Origin of the sequence: Neorhizobium sp. NCHU2750 (genome assembly GCF_003597675.1) — a bacterium.
GTDB lineage: Bacteria > Pseudomonadota > Alphaproteobacteria > Rhizobiales > Rhizobiaceae > Neorhizobium.
Map to the genome: position 1 here is coordinate 204,610 of NZ_CP030831.1, position 17,855 is coordinate 222,464.

Annotated in this window: 11 protein-coding genes and 3 pseudogenes; 9 read left to right on the top strand and 5 right to left on the bottom strand. The window is 54.5% G+C overall.

Annotation, left to right across the window (positions count from 1 at the left end; all coding sequences use genetic code 11):
- The first annotated feature begins 56 nt into the window (after positions 1 to 56).
- The 9 genes from virD1 to NCHU2750_RS29015 all read left to right on the top strand — a co-directional run bounded on the left by virD1 (position 57) and on the right by NCHU2750_RS29015 (position 14,156).
- A complete protein-coding gene (gene virD1 / locus NCHU2750_RS28955) occupies positions 57 to 500 on the top strand; it encodes a T-DNA border endonuclease subunit VirD1 (RefSeq protein ID WP_010891489.1) in 444 nt (147 codons plus the stop codon).
- 33 nt (positions 501 to 533) lie between these two features.
- Positions 534 to 1,877, top strand: a complete 1,344-nt coding sequence (locus tag NCHU2750_RS28960; RefSeq protein ID WP_045231709.1) for a T-DNA border endonuclease VirD2 — start codon at positions 534 to 536, stop codon at positions 1,875 to 1,877.
- A gap of 14 nt (positions 1,878 to 1,891) precedes the next feature.
- Positions 1,892 to 3,913, top strand: coding sequence for a hypothetical protein (locus NCHU2750_RS28965; RefSeq protein WP_045231708.1), 2,022 nt, complete (start codon positions 1,892 to 1,894; stop codon positions 3,911 to 3,913).
- Positions 3,914 to 3,986: 73 nt separating this feature from the next.
- On the top strand, positions 3,987 to 5,993 hold the full coding sequence (gene virD4, locus NCHU2750_RS28970; protein ID WP_045231707.1) for a type IV secretion system ATPase VirD4: 2,007 nt from the start codon (positions 3,987 to 3,989) through the stop codon (positions 5,991 to 5,993).
- 111 nt (positions 5,994 to 6,104) lie between these two features.
- Positions 6,105 to 8,630 (top strand): virA/G regulated protein, encoded by a 2,526-nt coding sequence (locus NCHU2750_RS28975; protein WP_119945100.1) that lies wholly within the window; start codon positions 6,105 to 6,107, stop codon positions 8,628 to 8,630.
- Between the two features lie 1,162 nt (positions 8,631 to 9,792).
- Positions 9,793 to 10,044 carry a type IV secretion system virulence effector VirE3 gene (gene virE3 / locus NCHU2750_RS29000; protein ID WP_010974776.1) on the top strand — a complete coding sequence of 84 codons (252 nt, stop codon included), beginning with the start codon at positions 9,793 to 9,795 and terminating at the stop codon, positions 10,042 to 10,044.
- 115 nt (positions 10,045 to 10,159) lie between these two features.
- On the top strand, positions 10,160 to 10,351 hold the full coding sequence (virE1, locus tag NCHU2750_RS29005; protein ID WP_010891482.1) for a type IV secretion system effector chaperone VirE1: 192 nt from the start codon (positions 10,160 to 10,162) through the stop codon (positions 10,349 to 10,351).
- 13 nt (positions 10,352 to 10,364) lie between these two features.
- On the top strand, positions 10,365 to 12,035 hold the full coding sequence (locus NCHU2750_RS29010) for a type IV secretion system single-stranded DNA binding effector VirE2 (protein ID WP_045024005.1): 1,671 nt from the start codon (positions 10,365 to 10,367) through the stop codon (positions 12,033 to 12,035).
- A gap of 66 nt (positions 12,036 to 12,101) precedes the next feature.
- Complete coding sequence (locus NCHU2750_RS29015; protein ID WP_045231705.1) at positions 12,102 to 14,156, top strand: virA/G regulated protein; 2,055 nt, start codon at positions 12,102 to 12,104, stop codon at positions 14,154 to 14,156.
- Between the two features lie 510 nt (positions 14,157 to 14,666).
- Here NCHU2750_RS29015 and NCHU2750_RS31345 read toward each other — a convergent pair.
- The 5 genes and pseudogenes from NCHU2750_RS31345 to NCHU2750_RS29060 all read right to left on the bottom strand — a co-directional run.
- A complete protein-coding gene (locus NCHU2750_RS31345) occupies positions 14,667 to 15,350 on the bottom strand; it encodes an autoinducer binding domain-containing protein (protein WP_421721600.1) in 684 nt (227 codons plus the stop codon).
- 71 nt (positions 15,351 to 15,421) lie between these two features.
- Positions 15,422 to 16,057, bottom strand: a pseudogene (locus tag NCHU2750_RS29045) (sugar phosphate isomerase/epimerase family protein); the annotation flags it as partial.
- 23 nt (positions 16,058 to 16,080) lie between these two features.
- Complete coding sequence (locus tag NCHU2750_RS29050; protein ID WP_045231704.1) at positions 16,081 to 16,608, bottom strand: NUDIX hydrolase; 528 nt, start codon at positions 16,606 to 16,608, stop codon at positions 16,081 to 16,083.
- 48 nt (positions 16,609 to 16,656) lie between these two features.
- A pseudogene (locus tag NCHU2750_RS29055) lies at positions 16,657 to 17,100 on the bottom strand (inositol monophosphatase family protein); the annotation flags it as partial.
- Positions 17,093 to 17,401 (bottom strand): annotated as a pseudogene (locus tag NCHU2750_RS29060) (phosphodiesterase); the annotation flags it as partial. The pseudogenes NCHU2750_RS29060 and NCHU2750_RS29055, both read right to left, overlap by 8 nt.
- Between the last annotated feature and the right edge of the window lie 454 nt (positions 17,402 to 17,855).

Genomic DNA, 17,855 nt, shown 5'->3' on the forward strand with positions numbered 1-17,855 from the left:
GAGGAAATGCTACGGCGGGGCAAGTTCAGATCTTTCCGTCTTCTATGGAGGAAGCTATGTCGCAAGGCAGTAGGCCCACCTCAAGTGACATTGCCGTCAACCAGCGCGAATGCGTGAAGGTTGAAGGCTTCAAGGTCGTCAGTACCCGATTAAGATCGGCCGAATATGAGAGTTTTTCTCATCAGGCACGCTTGCTGGGCCTCTCCGACAGCATGGCCATACGGGTTGCGGTGCGCCGCATTGGTGGCTTTCTTGAAATCGACGCAGAGACTCGTCATAGGATGGAGGCCATACTACAATCCATAGGAACACTCTCAAGCAACATTGCCGCGCTGCTATCTGCCTATGCCGAAAATCCGACAATGGATTTGGAGGCTTTGCGAGCTGAACGTATCGCCTTCGGTAAATCTTTCGCTGACCTCGACGGCTTGCTCCGTTCCATTTTGTCCGTATCACGGCGGCGGATCGACGGTTGCTCGCTGCTGAAAGACGCCTTGTAGCACTGACGTAGCACTTGGCGGGGAACATATTCGATGCCCGATCGAGCTCAAGTTATCATTCGCATTGTGCCGGGAGGTGGCACCAAGACCCTTCAACAAATTATCAATCAGTTGGAGTATCTATCCCGGAAGGGCAGGCTGGAGCTGCAGCGTTCAGCCCGACATCTCGATATTCCCCTGCCACCGGATCAAATCCACGAACTTGCCCGAAGCTGGGTTCAAGAGACTGGAACTTATGACGAAAGTCAGCCAGACGAGGAAAGGCAACAGGAGTTGACCACCCATATTATTGTAAGCTTCCCCGCGGGTACAAGCCAGGTAGCGGCTTATGCGGCGAGCCGGGAGTGGGCAGCCGAGATGTTTGGGTCAGGCGCAGGGGGGGGCCGATACAACTATCTTACGGCCTTCCACATCGATCGCGACCACCCACATCTGCATGTCGTCGTCAATCGGCGCGAACTTTTAGGACACGGCTGGCTGAAGATATCTCGGCGCCATCCCCAACTGAATTACGACGCCCTGCGCATAAAGATGGCCGAGATTTCACTTCGTCATGGCATTGCCCTCGATGCGAGCCGACGAGCAGAACGTGGCATCACCGAGCGGCCGATCACTTATGCCCAATATCGGCGCCTTGAGCGGGAGCAGGCTCGCCAAATCCGTTTCGAAGACGCGGATTTGGAACAGTCGTCGCCGCAAGGAGATCATCCAGAATTCAGCCAACCTTTCGATACATCCCCATTTGAAGCATCCGCGGGCGGACCGGAGGACATGCCTCGGCCCAACAATCGGCAGAATGAGTCGCAAGTTCATCTCCAGGAGCCAGCTGGTGTCAGCAACGAAGCCGGTGTCCTTGTGCGGGTTGCATTGGAGACGGAGCGCCTTGCTCAACCATTCGTTTCCGAAACCATTCTCGCGGACGACATAGGGAGCGGCTCTTCGCGTGTTGCCGAGGGCCGTGTGGAGAGCGCAAACCGCACTCCCGATATTCCTCGCGCAGCAACTGGAGCTGCCACGCACACGACACACGACCGGCAGCGGCGTGCAAAGCGTCCTCATGATGACGACGGAGGGCCGAGTGGAGCAAAACGTGTGACATTGGAAGGCATCGCGGTTGGGCCCCAGGCGAACGCCGGCGAACAGGATGGCAGTAGTGGCCCCTTAGTACGGCAAGCTGGAACGTCTCGGCCATCTCCACCGACGGCCACGACGCGGGCCAGCACCGCAACCGATTCATTGTCTGCTACAGCCCACCTCCAGCAACGGAGAGGTGTCTCTTCAAAGCGTCCGCGTGAAGATGATGATGGAGAACCGAGTGAACGCAAACGCGAGAGAGATGAGCGCAGCAAGGACGGGCGTGGGGGAAATAGGAGATAGAGAAGGACCGAGTGATGGCAAATGAAGAGTTCACCAGACACTATGCGTGGCCCGCTCCTGTGGCTTCGAATGATGAAGGGCGTGGGACCGCGCGGATCCCCATCCAGGCACAATCAATCGTTGCTGGAGAAGACGGTCGGGACACTTCGGTCCCAACGGCTTTGTCGCGACCGCCAATTGAAGATATGCCGCACGGCGTCCAAGAAACATCGGCGAGTGGCGGACGACTGGGAGCGGCCCGTCTGCGGGATCCCGTAATCCCGCCAGGAATATCCGAAGCCCGCACGGACCTATCCGCAATTTTGCGGAAAAAAAGCGGTTCTTTCCGCACCGGTATGCAGTATCTGCGTGAGCTTGAACGGGAAAATCTTGATAAACAAGACAGGGAAGCCAGTGCGTTGCCAGATTTAAGTGCAAGGGGCATAAAGCGACCGCGCGAAATTGAGTATCCCGGCAATGCAAGCGGATTAACCATAAAGAGGCAAGTCGGCTTAGGCATAGAGATCAATACTATCTCGGCATCTTCTCCCGTGAACCGGGCCGCGCATTCGTCGAACTGGCAAGGCGCGCCGGAACAGGGCGTGTACAATGTTCAGCCATCGGCAGATAGAGCACAGAAATCTGCGCAGGAAAGTTCGACGTTTCCCGATGGCACTCCTGTTTCCGCTCTCTATTCAGGCCCACTCGCAGAATGGTTCGAGAGGGATACTGGCAGCGAGACGACCAGGAATTCAGGCAACACCATTTCGTCACCGCTCCGAGGGCTGGAGGAGTTCGGCGATTCCGCGGACAGCCGGTATCTTGGGCGCGAAGCTCAGAGTCTTTCAGTTACCGTAACAACGCCTAATTCGAATGCTGAGGCAAGTTCTCATAGCGCACACACTGAAACTCTCGACGATGTCAGCAGTGACCACTCGAGCGAACAGGGGAGGGGTCCCCTTGGCGCCGCAATCCTTGGATCCCATCATGACCTTTCACCGCGTGCACAGAAGTTATCACAAACAAACCGCGATTCCCCTGAACTGACCGACGCCGAACTGGCAAAAGTCGATGCGGTGTTCGAATCTCTCTCCAAGGGGCCCCCGGCCGGGGAGTGCGCCGCACCGGACTTTCGTGAGCGCGGACCAGGCGGCGCTTTCCAGAAAGAAGGCGTGTCCGACAGGGCGAACGGGGTGCCCACTAACTGGGAGGTACCTTTTGGTCGCGGTGGCGGGCATTCACCGCAAGCGCTGAGGTCCTCAGGAGTGGAGCTCGATGACTTCCCTGATTTCACCGAGGCCGAACTGGCAAAAATCGACGCACTAGTCGAATCTCACTCCAACAGATCTTTATCAGTGCGAAATATAGTACCAGATTTGCGCGGAGCGGGAGCAGACAACGTCTTCCGGAAAGAAGGCGTTGTCGAACGCGCGGAGAAGATGCCGATCGATAGTGTGAGTCTTACCAGACTGAATGGCGAGCGTTCACGTTCACTGAAGACATCGCAAGCAAGCCTTGAGGATTTCCCCGATCTAACCGATGCCGATCTGGCCCATATCGAAGAGTCGGAGCGGATCGCAAGAACTGCTGTTGAAAAGGGGAAGCAAAAAATCTCGACCGAAGCCGATACGCGGTTTGATTTGGGCAACTCTTCTGCACCCCGGGTTAGCCCTCGATCGGTTACCCCGTTGGTTCCCAATGCCAATCAGCCGATTACATCGTGGTTCTACGAGGCACAAAAGACTTGTGACAAATTGGTAGAGAACACTTACGTGAAGCCGGCCGTTGACAGTTCTAGGGCGCGAAATGACGTCGAAAACACCGCTGCCAGGCTTGGTGACCCTGCTCCTGCTTTGGGGCATGACAATCTTGGTAGAACTCACGCGTTTACGCCCGTTCGCGACGTGATGTCTAGACCCAGCGCGGACCGACAACTGGCTAGTCATGCGGCAGAACATTCGGCAATAGACGACATTTGGAAACGGGATGACCGTGATCGCAGGACACACCCTTATAGAGGATTGGATTCGCGTTCACGTGAAGGTTACGGGCGGTAAAGGCTGTGTTGTTCGCAGCAACACCCAAATCAAAAGCCCAATTTGCGATCGATCGAAGAATCTCGGTGAAGTGATGAATTCGAGCAAGACTACGCCCCAGCGTTTAGCTGTCAGCATCGTATGTTCGCTGGCAGCCGGTTTTTGCGCGGCAAGTCTCTATGTAACATTTCGCCATGGTTTCAATGGCGAAGCGATGATGACGTTTAGCGTCTTCGCCTTTTGGTACGAGACCCCGCTCTATATGGGTCATGCGACCCCCGTCTTCTATTGCGGTTTAGCCATTGTCGTCTCGACGTCTATTGTTGTGCTGTTAAGCCAACTTATCATATCGTTTCGCAATCACGAGCATCATGGCACGGCTCGTTGGGCGGGATTTGGCGAAATGCGGCACGCCGGTTACCTGCAGCGCTATAATCGTATCAAGGGGCCGATCTTTGGAAAGACGTGTGGCCCTCGTTGGTTCGGCAGTTATCTGACCAATGGCGAACAGCCTCACAGTCTTGTTGTCGCGCCAACGCGCGCCGGCAAAGGCGTTGGCGTCGTTATTCCGACGCTCCTAACCTTCAAGGGTTCGGTGATAGCCCTCGACGTCAAAGGCGAGCTTTTTGAGCTGACTTCCAGAGCACGCAAAGCGGGCGGCGACGCCGTTTTCAAGTTCTCACCTCTGGATCCAGAGCGACGGACTCATTGTTACAATCCCGTCCTCGATATTGCAGCTTTACCGCTCGAGCGGCAGTTTACCGAGACGCGCCGCCTCGCCGCAAACCTCATCACGGCCAAAGGCAAGGGAGCGGAAGGCTTTATCGACGGCGCGCGGGACCTTTTCGTTGCGGGCATCCTTACCTGTATTGAGCGCGGTACGCCAACAATTGGTGCGGTCTACGACTTATTTGCTCAACCTGGAGAGAAGTACAAACTTTTTGCGCACCTCGCGGAAGAAAGCCGAAATAAAGAGGCTCAGCGTATTTTCGACAATATGGCGGGTAACGACACGAAAATTTTGACTTCTTATACATCAGTGCTCGGCGACGGCGGACTTAACCTGTGGGCTGATCCATTGGTTAAAGCAGCGACAAGTCGATCAGATTTTTCCGTCTATGATCTGCGTCGGAAGAGGACCTGCGTCTATCTTTGCGTCAGTCCCAACGACCTCGAGGTCGTGGCGCCATTGATGCGCCTCCTTTTTCAGCAGGTCGTGTCAATTCTGCAGCGATCACTGCCAGGTAAAGATGAGCGGCATGAAGTTTTGTTTCTCCTTGACGAATTTAAACACCTGGGGAAGCTTGAGGCAATCGAGACCGCGATTACAACCATCGCCGGTTACAAAGGCCGCTTCATGTTTATTATTCAGAGTCTCTCGGCCTTGACGGGCACCTACGATGACGCGGGCAAACAAAACTTTCTCAGTAACACTGGCGTGCAAGTATTTATGGCCACGGCCGACGACGAAACACCGACCTATATCTCAAAAGCTATCGGCGACTATACGTTCAAGGCGCGTTCGACCTCATACAGTCAAGCCCGAATGTTCGATCATAACATCCAGATTTCCGATCAGGGGGCACCGCTTTTGCGCCCCGAACAAGTGCGCTTGCTTGACGATAACAATGAAATCGTCCTTATTAAAGGGCATCCGCCTCTCAAACTACGAAAGGTGCGATATTATTCCGATCGTATGCTGAGGCGCCTTTTCGAATGCCAAATTGGCGCCCTCCCTGAGCCCGCATCTTTGATGCTTTCGGAAGGTGTCCATCGGGATGGGCAAGACCTCAGTCAACATGCCGCCGTCACGGAGGCGCAGGGCTTAGGTGACATCGATTCGATACCTAATAATATGGAAGCCGCTACACCGCAAAACAGTGAAATGGATGACGAGCAGGACAGCCTCCCAACTGGAATTGACGTCCCCCAGGGCCTTATTGAAAGCGATGAGGTGAAAGAAGACGCCGGTGGCGTGGTGCCAGATTTCGGTGTTTCAGCTGAAATGGCTCCAGCTATGATTGCACAACAGCAGCTGCTGGAGCAGATCATTGCGCTTCAGCAACGATATGGACCCGCGTCCTCGCACTCGGTGAAATGACTTCAAGCTGCCTTTCACATTGGAATCATTCGATGCGGGGCGTCGTCAGATATTCCGGTTGTATCGAATGCGGAGCTAGACCCCGAGGTTGCCGATTAAGCAGATATCGCCATGAGACCGTCAGGAAACCCAAACGTCGATCTTAGCGGTTCGACTGCATCGCTTGCCGAAGTTCCCGCCGGAGCTACCCCTGTCCTTAATCTAATCGAGCCCAGGAACCGTCCGGCTGACGACTCGCTTGAGGGCCAAACCGATCGCGGCGAGCATCCATCTGCATCATTTGACTATGATGGCATGAAGCTTGGCGCCGCGGAGCGTGAAGCATACGAGAACTGGTGTCCATCGAACCGGCCTACATGGAAAGATCTGGTACTCAGGGCGCGCCTTGATGCAATCGACAGTTCCGCTTGGCTCCCCGATTTGGGCGAGGAGTCGCCTTTGATCTTCAGATATGAAGGGATTCCGCTGGGTGAGGGGGAACGGCAAGCCTACAAAGAATGGCAAGAGGACGCTCAGCCCACATGGGAAGACCTCGTTGTCAACGCACGAATGGCGGAACCTGATCCTTGTGCTGACATCGCAGACGAGCACAACTCCCTCAAAGAAGGCGAGGAGTTTCGGTCTGAAGCGTCGAAACGCAAGCGGAAAAAACCGATCGACCAGGACGAGAATTCTTCTACATCGTTTTACCATGACGGGATGAGGCTCGGAGAACCCGAGCGCGAGGCATATGATAACTGGGGCAACGCGGAGCCGCCCACGTGGAAAGACCTGGTACTTAAGGCGCGCCTTGATGCAATTGACAGCTCCGCCTGGCTCTTTGCTTCAGAAGGGTCTTCCTCGACTTTTGAGTATGAGGGAATTCCACTGGGTGAGGGGGAACGGCAAGCCTACAAAGAATGGCAAGAGGACGCTCAGCCCACGTGGGAGGACCTCGTCGTTAATGCACGCATGGCAGAACTCGACCATTCTTCTTGGATTACAGACGAGCACAATTCCCTTGAAGAAAACTTAGAGTTTGGGCCCGATGCAAGACAGGCCAGCCTGAAGGACTCGACCGACCAGCGGAAGAGTTCTTCCGCGTCATTTATCTATGATGGAATGAAGCTCGGGGAACCCGAGCATGCTGCATACGAGAACTGGAGCAAACCGGAACGACCGTCATGGGAAGCCCTCATCCTAGATGCGCGCCAGGCTTCCATAGCAAGCTCTTCGGTTTCGAATTCGTTACTTGCAAAGACATCCTCGCCAGTCTTTCTATACGAGGGAATGTCGCTAGGGGATGCGGAACGTCAAGCGTATGGAAGGTGGAGGCAGCCTGCCCAACCGCGATGGCAAAATCTTGTGGTGAACGCGCGCCTTGCGGATCTTGATCCGTTGGCCTGGATTCCCGATGAACATGATCCGTTTGCGGAAGCCGAGGCGCTTAGCCCCACTTCGCAATCGAGTGGCGCCAACAAGTCCAACCGCGCTTTGGGTAATCAATCAGATTCAGGCCGGCCCGCCTTCGCATATCTGGCAGCACAAGAGGCGAGTCACCTGCAATCACCGGCATGCTCACAATTGGAAACGAGGCGTGCATTAAATTTCGGGTCGCCTGGACCGGATGCAAATCCAACGGAAAGCATCGCCAAATGTAATCGTTTGGATGGCGTCAGTAAAATTAAGCGATTAGGCACCAAAGGCCGCCGGGCAGTAAACGCGACTATTCACGGCGGCAAGTTCGGTGCGCAAGGACTGTTGTCCGAAGATTGCGGACAAGCGGCTGAGCCCTCTCCGTCGGAACAAACTACTCGGCCGCGAACCGATAATATTGGTACCTATGCAAGCCGGAAAAACGAACGAGCTCGGCTGGCTACAGAGACCGGGAAATACGAATCGGAGCACATTTTCGGATTTAAGGTCGTCCACGATACTTTGCGGGCGACCAAAGAAGGCCGTCGTCTCGAAAGGCCAATGCCGGCATACCTCGAATACAAGGAGCTTCATCGGCAACACGTAGGGACAGGAAGAGGACGGACTGGACTGGTCGGGCGCGGATGGCCGGATGATGCGAGCTATCGCGCAGATCAAAGGGCAACCCTGTCGGACCCTGTTGCGTCCGCGGAAGGTGCAACAGCTTCAAATGGGTACCAGTTGAACCAGCTGGGCTACGCGCACCAGCTCGCCACCCATGGTCTCCAAAGTGAAACGCCCGATGGGGTTACCATGCCAATTCAAGTTGCGACAATTAGCTACAACTATACAGTGAGCCGTGATCCGGTCCTTTCACCACCCAGCAAAGAACAAGCGCCCCCATTGCTACACCTTGGGCCTCGTGGGCAAACGGAAGCTGTGCTTGCCCGCGAGACCGCATTGACCGGAAAATGGCCAACTCTCGAGCGTGAGTGTCAAGTGTATCAGCGGTTTTTGGCCCTGTACGACGTAAAGAAGGATCTGGACGCCAAACAACTTGGTGTACGGCAGAAAAAGCAGGCACTCGTTGCGGCGTTGAACCGGACCGCCGGCTTAATTGGCGCGTCACCTTTGGAAGCTCAATCGTCGACCGCTGAGGTTGAATATACTACCGACGAGCCCGATGAACGACGGGTTTATGATCCGCGCGATCGAGGCAGAGACAAAGCGTTCAATCGCTGACAAAGTCGCCTAGACAATGATTGTTACGGCCTTCGCAATCGATTTCTTGACAGCAGTGCCATTCAACTTTTGATCCACCATCTGCTTGTCTCGTCCCTGGAAAATAATCGGCGGAGAAACGCTCGACAGCTTCTATTGCCAAGCCCCGTGCGATCGATCGTAAGCGCACAATTCACCGCACCTATTCACAGAACAGCGAATGAAGGAGTCTGTGTCCACAAGGGAGACTGTGGACACAATGACATTGGATATCTTGAATGGTTCAGGGGGTCTTCGGGCTGTGAAGGTTCTTCCCAACGGGAAGCGGCGTTTCGATCCGGTCGAGAAAGACCGGCTGATCGACGCTGCAATGAAGCCCGGGGTATCGGTTGAGCGAACGCGAACTTGACACTCAAAGATTACGCGCCGCGGAACGCGCCCTCGATAAACAAGTCTGGCAGAATCCTCCCGTTAACCCCTCCCGGTCGCAACGAGGAGATGCCAATAGTCATCTTCGAAACGAACGCGATGAGCGGCTAGAGTCGGAGATGACGATCGCGCATCAAGCCGCTTCCGTCTCCGTTGGCGAGGATCGCCAAGCTCTTGATGCCGCTCGATCGACCTTGAATGAACTGCACAATTCGCCATCGTCGGATGATAGGGCAAACTTGAGTTCGCCGAGAGCCGAAATTTGCGACCGTACAACGTATCCGCCGTCTCCATCCCATTGAATACGGATATTCCTGAGCATTGAGGTCCGTGCCAATACGTCTCCGGCAAGAGCTGGAGATTTGGCATGGCGGATGATGAGGGATTTGCTGGGCGCTTTGAGATTGTCGAGGCGCGTCGAGGAATACTATCCCCCTCGACAAGCGAAGAGTCTGATCCGTAGGGTCGAGGCCGTGCAGAACACCGTAAACGCTAACGGCGGGATCCCGAACGACCAGTCATTGTGGCATTCCGAAAGAATTACATTCACACGGCACCGGTTACTCGATCACTATCTCCTGCGGCCTTATTCGATAAAGTCGTGCTAACTCCGTGACTTGGCAAGAATTACATATGAAACGCGATATTCGTTTAATGACGGAGGCTCGGATGGTAGATTCACCGAAGGCTCAATTCTATTAGGAGTCTTGATTGTGTCCGAAGAGTGACTGCCGCTGCAGCAGCCTAGAAAGCAATGCACGGTGATGATGTTGATCGGACGGCTTTCGTCCCGCGCAGGCTACCGGCTGAAGCCGCTTACGTCGATAGTCAAGTTGACCTGGCGGCAAACCGACAACCTCACTGTGTGACTTGTTTTGAGCGACTTTTGGTTCAAGAGAAAGATGAAAACCGTCGACGATTGTGGGCTTCCGGCAAAGCATGCGCCACGTCTGAAGAGAGTTGTGCAGGAGGCCCTACACTCGCACCGGGCCATTCGGGGCCATGAAGATGGAGCAAACCTTAATTTGCACCGATAATTTTCCGTTCGATGGATTTGGGCTGGGCAGGATCGGAGCGGAAGGCACTAGGAAAATCGTAATTTCTGTAGGAGAAACAATGATATGGTGATCATCAAGCTAAATGCGAATAAAAACATGCCTGTCTTGGCGGTTGAGAAGCCGCAAGAAATTCACAAAGAGGAGTTGAGCGACCATCACCAGTCAAATGGCTTTACGAGTTTGGATCTCGAAATGATTGAACTGGAGAATTTTGTCCTTCACTGCCCGCTCCCCGAAGAAAACCTAGCCGGCTAAAAGGAGTTAGACGATGGATCCAAAGGCCGAAGGCAATGGTGAAAATATCACTGAGACCGCAGCAGGCAATGTCGAAACTTCTGATTTCGTGAATTTGAAGCGCCAGAAGAGGGAGGGCGTAAATTCCACCGGGATGTCCGAAATTGATATGACGGGTAGCCAAGAAACTCCCGAACACAACATGCACGGAAGCCCGACTCACACGGATGATCTCGGCCCGCGGTTGGATGCGGACATGCTCGATTCTCAGTCAAGTCATGTTTCTAGCAGCGCTCAAGGCAATCGGTCTGAGGTTGAAAATGAGCTATCCAACTTATTCGCGAAGATGGCTTTACCAGGCCATGATCGGCGTACCGACGAGTATATTCTTGTGCGGCAAACCGGACAAGACAAGTTCGCAGGTACTACTAAAGGTAACCTCGATCATCTGCCCACCAAGGCGGAATTCAATGCGAGCTGCCGGCTCTATAGGGATGGAGTCGGCAACTACTATCCCCCGCCCCTCGCATTCGAGAGGATCGATATCCCGGAGCAATTGGCTGCACAATTGCATAACCTGGAGCCAAGAGAACAGAGTAAACAGTGTTTTCAGTACAAGTTGGAAGTCTGGAATCGCGCTCACGCAGAGATGGGCATCACTGGCACCGACATCTTCTATCAAACAGACAAGAATATTAAGCTCGACCGAAATTATAAATTGAGGCCTGAGGATAGATATATACAAACAGAGAAATACGGGCGCAGAGAAATTCAAAAACGCTATGAGCACCAGTTTCAAGCTGGTTCACTGCTGCCGGATATCTTAATCAAGACCCCGCAAAATGATATACATTTCTCGTACAGGTTTGCGGGCGACGCTTACGCTAACAAGCGATTTGAGGAATTCGAACGCGCAATCAAAACTAAATACGGTAGCGATACCGAGATCAAGCTCAAATCCAAATCTGGGATTATGCATGACTCCAAATATTTGGAATCATGGGAGCGGGGCAGTGCGGATATCCGTTTCGCAGAGTTCGCCGGCGAGAATCGAGCTCACAACAAGCAGTTTCCGGCTGCGACTGTGAATATGGGAAGGCAGCCAGATGGCCAGGGAGGGATGACTCGCGATCGCCATGTAAGCGTTGACTACCTATTGCAAAACCTACCCAACTCCCCTTGGACGCAAGCCTTGAAAGAGGGAAAGTTGTGGGATCGAGTTCAGGTCCTTGCTCGCGACGGAAACCGTTACATGTCACCTTCAAGACTGGAATATTCCGACCCCGAACACTTTACCCAACTGATGGATCAAGTTGGTCTGCCCGTGTCGATGGGTCGGCAAAGTCATGCGAATAGTGTCAAGTTTGAGCAGTTTGACAGACAGGCAGCGGTTATTGTTGCGGATGGCCCGAACTTACGTGAGGTTCCAGATTTGTCCCCGGAAAAGTTGCAACAACTGTCTCAAAAAGATGTCCTGATAGCGGATCGCAATGAAAAGGGGCAAAGAACCGGCACTTACACTAATGTTGTGGAATATGAGCGCCTGATGATGAAATTACCGAGCGACGCAGCGCAGCTTCTCGCTGAACCGTCCGATAGATATTCACGTGCTTTTGTCCGGCCGGAGCCAGCATTGCCCCCCATCAGTGACAGCCGGCGGACTTATGAAAGCCGACCGCGCGGCCCAACCGTAAACAGTCTGTAGATTTCCTGATACCGCGTCAGTGACGAAGCCCTTTAGTTCAAAATATGCATTTGAAAGGATTCAACAATGGTCGACACGACGAAGAAGAGTGTCGCGAAGTCGCTTACGGCTGACATGCGCCGTTCTGCTAAGCGGCTTTCTAAGCAAATGCGTAAAACCTCGCTTACTGAAGAGGAGGCAACAAGGAATCTAGCCCGGCTCGAAACGCCGGACCAGAAGCGAAAATATGTCGCCGATATGCAGATAATCGACAAGCTGGAAGACGGCTTTCGAGGCGAAATAAGCTATAAAATGCTTGGAAATAAACAGCTTCGGGTCGACAGCCCAAAAGAATTAACGCGCGAGCATGGTATAATAAGAAAAACAAGAAAGGTTCTGAAGCGTAACGCAGAGACTGGCAATGTTTACTTGGGTCTCCACGAAAAGAAGACCTGGAGGAGCGTTAGCAGCCATCTTTATGCCGAGGACGGTACACTTCGCGCGAAGCATGTGAAATACAAAGACGGACGCTTTGAAGAAAAATGGGAACGAGACGAAAATGGCCTGCTGTTCCGCACGCAGTTTGTCAACCGAAATCGGCTATTTCAACCTATTTCCGAGAAGGTCAGCACACCCTACCGGAGCGGACCGGAAAACCGGCTTTTTCGTGAACTAACCCGTCGAAAAGGTTCCAAGCAGGAAACTTTTGAGCGGGACGAAAAAGGCAACCTCGAGCTCATCGGCAGCAAACGTCTCGGCTTTTCCAAGAATTCGACGAAAGCCGTGGATCGTCAGACCTCTCAGACGACGATTCGAAAACTTGGTGGCGCATTCAGCAAATCTTATAGATCCCTGCTAGACACAGAGGGCAACGAACTTGGCCGAGATATATCGAGTCATCGACGGCTCTTCAACAAGCGATCGGCTGTCTACGATGAGGCTAGCGGGCAATTGACGAGCACCAAGCATACGTTCGGTAAGATCTACAAGAGTGAAACAGCGTATTTGAACGCTGATATCAAAAAAGTCTCAAAAAAGATACTCGGCGTGACGGTTCGTCGGAAACTGACGACGCTAAGTGAACAAGAACACGACGCTCAGAAGCTGCGAAATTCGGAATCCATTGAGCATAGGAAGGCTTGGCAAGAGCGCGCAGTTATCCCTAGATCGCCTCCACGGGAGACGGCAAATGTGGATTCGGCGCCGCAGTCGCATCTGGTCAACTCTCTTAGAGACGGCCGTCGTGATGAGGCTGAGCCTAGGGTTGTGCCTGCAAAAGACCGACGATTTGATGGCGTTATACAAAATTCACCCTTGTTTCGGCAACCGAACTCCGAGCGACGGGTCGGTTCCCAAACACTACCTCCATCGTCAAATGTGCGTGCCTTAGATCCAGTTTTTCCAAGGGAAGGCGCTAAGTCGGAAAAAGGGCCAGTGGCGGTCAATCTCCAGCGTGATAATGAAAGGGAAAAGCAAGAGGAAAAAAACCTCAGTGAGAGGCGGGGAAATCTCTTCCGGTCAAGCCGGTCAATAACAGAGATGTCGTTTCCCGGATCGCCGGAAAGAATAACGATGTTAGGTTTGCGGCGGGCCTCGATAAACCCATCCGCCGATCCGCAATCGCCGGTCGGCAGAACGGATTCCCAAGCGCCGCCGATGTCCTTATTTCCGATCAATAATCATCAGTCGGATCCAAACGAGCAAGAGCTCTTGAGTTTCCTGCATAGCGTGCCAGTCCCGCCGCCTTTGGAAGTACATGGCGCACCAGGCGGGCGTGTTGAGGACAGCCTCCGTGGAGCTTCCGGAGACAGCCTGGTGCGAACGAGTTCAGTGTCGGAGAGTGTGTTCGATGAACATTCGCAAGGGCCTTTGGAACGCGATCACTCGACCAATGCGACAAGTGAGCGCTTTGATCCGCAGGCTTTGTTTGGCGAACCGGGCTTGTCGCGCGTCTCAGAAACACGACCAGAACTCTCGATGCAAGGCGACCATTTGACAAATTCGGAACAGCAAGCGTTACTGAATGAACTGCTTAGTGTGCCATTACCGGGTCCTTTGCCGAAGGCGGATCATGAGCGACCGAGGGTTTTGGAAAGCTCACGGAGCCGAGAGCGCTCCATGTCAGGAGGGCTTTCACTTTAGAATGAAATTACCGATTCAAGTGTCCACCCAGTGGCTTGATTGAAACAGGCCAAGATGTGCGGAACACACCACTTCGAGGTGATGCTCGAGGAATAGTTCAGAGTTGTGACATCCCGCTGCGCAGCCTCTACGCATATTAGATGACTCTGCGAGAACGTTTGTGTAGCTTGCAATGTAGCTATGTTGAACCGCCAGCCCATAGGAGCAATGCCGTGAGTGTCTCATCAAAGCCCACCTGCCGTGTCGTGCGGCCCCGCGATACCTATGCCGGAAAACAGGGCTTCAGCGTAACCGATGTCCTACCCCCCCCGTTGTTCTCGCCGCCCTAATCTGTGATCGGCTTTCCATGGACGAGCAACGGGAGTTTCTCCATGGAGAGTACATTGGAGTTTCTCACAACCAGGAAGTCTGGACGTGAGATTCACCGGCATTGGCCGGACGAGGTCAAGGCGCAGATCGTTTCGGAAAGCTTGAGACCTGGCGCGCGATGGTGAATGAGGGCGCCGAGCGCTATGGATTGCGGGCGAACCGCCTTTCGACTTGGCGAACGATGGCGCGGCAGGGCAAGCTTGTTCTACCTGCACCCGATGACCCAGTGGAGTTCGCAGCGGTAGTCATCGATCCACCCGTTGCGGAGCCGCTGATCAATAAAACTAGCCGCCCTGAGATCATCGTCGGCGCTGTCACCATCCGCCTGGAAGAAGGTGCGTCTGCCGCCCGCATTGCCGCTATTGCGCGTGCCTGCGCGGTTCCGGCATGATCTTTCCGTCGAACCGCGTACGGATCATGGTCGCGACCAAGCCGGTCGACTTCCGTAAAGGTCATGATGGATTGGCGGCATTGGTCAAGAATGAGCTGCGCAAAGATGCCGTAATCGGCCGCATGCGCATAGAAGGCGCGCTCTTCCTTCGACAGCCCCGGCCGTTCCTGCTCCCCCGACCATGCGAAGACATGCTTCCTGGATCTTGCGCGTTTGACGACCGGATCGAGGGCGTCGAATTTCTTGTCGAAATAGGTTGATTGCCACTCGCGGTGATAGTTGGTCACCGCGATGATATGCTTGTGCTGGATGTGAAGGTAGGCAAAACCGGTGAAGCCGAAATGCTCGGCGAAGTCCGCGAGCCCGGTCTTCAGGATGCATTCATCGCCCTCGATTGCGGCAAGATCGGTCAACTTGTCCAGCCAGTGCTGCATTCCATACCCCCATCTGTGATTACAACTATCCTTGTCGTCGCGGTCCGCCTCGACAGTCGGCGACCGGGAGCCCCAAGGACCGGGGCCATGGCGCGCAACTGATCGCGGAAATCGAGGCCGCGATAGTTGGATTCCAGGTAGGCGTGGCTGAAGTCGATCAGGGCTACGACATCCGGATGATTGACGGCTTTCACCGTTGCGGCAACTTCGGCCGGAGTCTGACGATACTGGCCCGGCTCCGTTGTGAAAATATTCTCAAAGGCGATGCGAATACCGTACGCTTTGGCATGCTCGCCCAATTCGAGCAGCGCTTCGCATTGACGCTCGTCAGCGCCGGCGCGTTGAGCGATCTGATCGGCGCGCAGAAAGCCCGCGTGCTGGACGAGAACGCGGGCGTCGATGCTGTCGCAAATCTCGACCAGTGCCTTTGCAGCATCGACCTGGTGCCGGCGCGTTGCCGGGTCCATGAAGTTCGAGGACACGAGGCCGTGCACGGTATAGCGGAAGGAAAACGTCTCAAGAAGGGTTCTGAGCCGATCGGCACGCTCTTTGACGATGCGGCCACCCGCGATCAGATCGAGGCTGGAAAGGGCGAGTTCGACCGTGTCGACGCCGATTGCCTCAAGGCGGCGCAGCTCTCTCTCGAGGCTGTCAAGCTCGCCGTCCGTCGATGCCGTATTGAAGCCCGTTGCGATAATATTGTTCATAATGATTTCCAGTTCTGAGGCGCTTAACCCGCTTTGGAGGCGACGGCGGCGGCCCGTTGGATTTCTCGTTCTTCGAGCCTCGCAAAGAGGCCGCGTAGCTCCGGCTCGCCGACCGCCGATGCCGCCAGACGGGGACTGAACCATTGAAGGTCGCGTTGATGGCGTTCCGGAAAGTCGTCTTCCATCCGCTGGACATCGAGAAGATGGACCTGGACCATTGCCGGAATGAACTCGCCGTCACCAAGCCTCTTCACGTAGGTGTAATGACCCCAAGCCTTTTTTCGGACGCGTCCCCGGACACCAGCCTCCTCCCAGGCTTCCTGGCTTGCGACCTCATGCGGCTTCTTTTTCGCCATTGGCCAACCTTTGGGTATGACCCAGCGCCCGGTACCCCGGCTGGTAATAAGGAGAACCTCGATTGGGCCTGAACTGTCATCGGTTCGCCGATAGCAAATAGCGGCGTACTGGGTCCTGATTTCGCCGGTCCAGAGCTTGTCAGCTACCATTGCCAGTCGTGCTAAAGCTGTTTGTCCTGCAGGTTCACCGGGCATGGCGTGATCCACCCTCGAATTGAGAAAGCGTAGCGGTCATCCCTGGCGCGGGTGACCGTTCAACCGTGTTGGAACGGTCTTGCCGCCGACCAGAATCAGATCTCGAACAGGTGCATAAATCACGCCGAATGACGGACGACGGTTCCCGTACAGACCAATCGAGATCGCCCAATTCTGGCCGCCGCGGACGAAGTTGAATGTTCCGTCGATCGGATCGATGACCCACACGCGCCCGGAGGCGCCAGGAATCTCGCCACTTTCTTCACCCATGATGCCATCATCGGGGAACGCCTCCCGCAAGCTGCCAATCAGGAATGCCTCAACGTCCTTGTCGGCCTCGGTAACGAGGTCGAGGTGTCCCTTTGTCTCGACGGGAAGGCTCGACAGGGAACGAAAGTGATCGAGGGCACGCTCGCCGGCTTTGCGGGCGATCTTCTCGACAATGGCAGCGGTATCCTGCTCGGCAGACTTTGGCATATTCTGATCAGCCATTTGCTTCTTCTTTCAGCCTTGCAACCTGTGCGACATCGTCTCCGAGAAACTGGTCGAGCTCCCCGTCGCGGATTCCCTGGATAACCTGAGCTTCGACATTGATGCCGTACTGCATCAGCTTTTCATGATGTCCGGCTGGCAGGTAGCAGAATGCCGCGAAGCCCTTGTCTCGAAGCTGGCGCGCCTCGCCGCTGGCGAAGTGGTATATCTCGATGTTCATCGCATCGAGGTCGGCCTGGCGGGCAATAGCGGCAGGGTCGATCAGCCGGGAATGCATCAGGCCGACAGTCGGAACTTCGGGTCCCCGACCTGTACCATTCGGTGAGCAATGGATAGGGGAGTTGATATCGTCAACCGTTCACTTCTAAAGAAATAGCGCCACTCAGCTTCCTCAGCGGCTTTATCCAGCGATTTCCTATTATGTCGGCATAGTTCTCAAGATCGACAGCCTGTCACGGTTAAGCGAGAAATGAATAAGAAGGCTGATAATTCGGATCTCTGCGAGGGAGATGATATTTGATCACAGGCAGCAACGCTCTGTCATCGTTACAATCAACATGCTACCCTCCGCGAGATCATCCGTGTTTCAAACCCGGCAGCTTGGTTGCCGTTCTTCCGAATAGCATCGGTAACATGAGCAAAGTCTGCCGCCTTACAACGGCTCTCCCGCTGACGCCGTCCCGGACTGATGGGCTGCCTGTATCGAGTGGTGATTTTGTGCCGAGCTGCCGGTCGGGGAGCTGTTGGCTGGCTGG

Excerpts from the sequence above, each read along its gene's own strand:
- virD1 (WP_010891489.1), top strand. The coding sequence starts at position 57 with ATGTCGCAAGGCAGTAGGCCCACCTCAAGTGACATTGCCGTCAACCAG.
- NCHU2750_RS28960 (WP_045231709.1), top strand. The coding sequence starts at position 534 with ATGCCCGATCGAGCTCAAGTTATCATTCGCATTGTGCCGGGAGGTGGC.
- NCHU2750_RS28965 (WP_045231708.1), top strand. The coding sequence starts at position 1,892 with ATGGCAAATGAAGAGTTCACCAGACACTATGCGTGGCCCGCTCCTGTG.
- virD4 (WP_045231707.1), top strand. The coding sequence starts at position 3,987 with ATGAATTCGAGCAAGACTACGCCCCAGCGTTTAGCTGTCAGCATCGTA.
- NCHU2750_RS28975 (WP_119945100.1), top strand. The coding sequence starts at position 6,105 with ATGAGACCGTCAGGAAACCCAAACGTCGATCTTAGCGGTTCGACTGCA.
- virE3 (WP_010974776.1), top strand. The coding sequence starts at position 9,793 with ATGCACGGTGATGATGTTGATCGGACGGCTTTCGTCCCGCGCAGGCTA.
- virE1 (WP_010891482.1), top strand. The coding sequence starts at position 10,160 with ATGGTGATCATCAAGCTAAATGCGAATAAAAACATGCCTGTCTTGGCG.
- NCHU2750_RS29010 (WP_045024005.1), top strand. The coding sequence starts at position 10,365 with ATGGATCCAAAGGCCGAAGGCAATGGTGAAAATATCACTGAGACCGCA.
- NCHU2750_RS29015 (WP_045231705.1), top strand. The coding sequence starts at position 12,102 with ATGGTCGACACGACGAAGAAGAGTGTCGCGAAGTCGCTTACGGCTGAC.
- NCHU2750_RS31345 (WP_421721600.1), bottom strand. The coding sequence starts at position 15,350 with ATGCAGCACTGGCTGGACAAGTTGACCGATCTTGCCGCAATCGAGGGC.
- NCHU2750_RS29050 (WP_045231704.1), bottom strand. The coding sequence starts at position 16,608 with ATGCCCGGTGAACCTGCAGGACAAACAGCTTTAGCACGACTGGCAATG.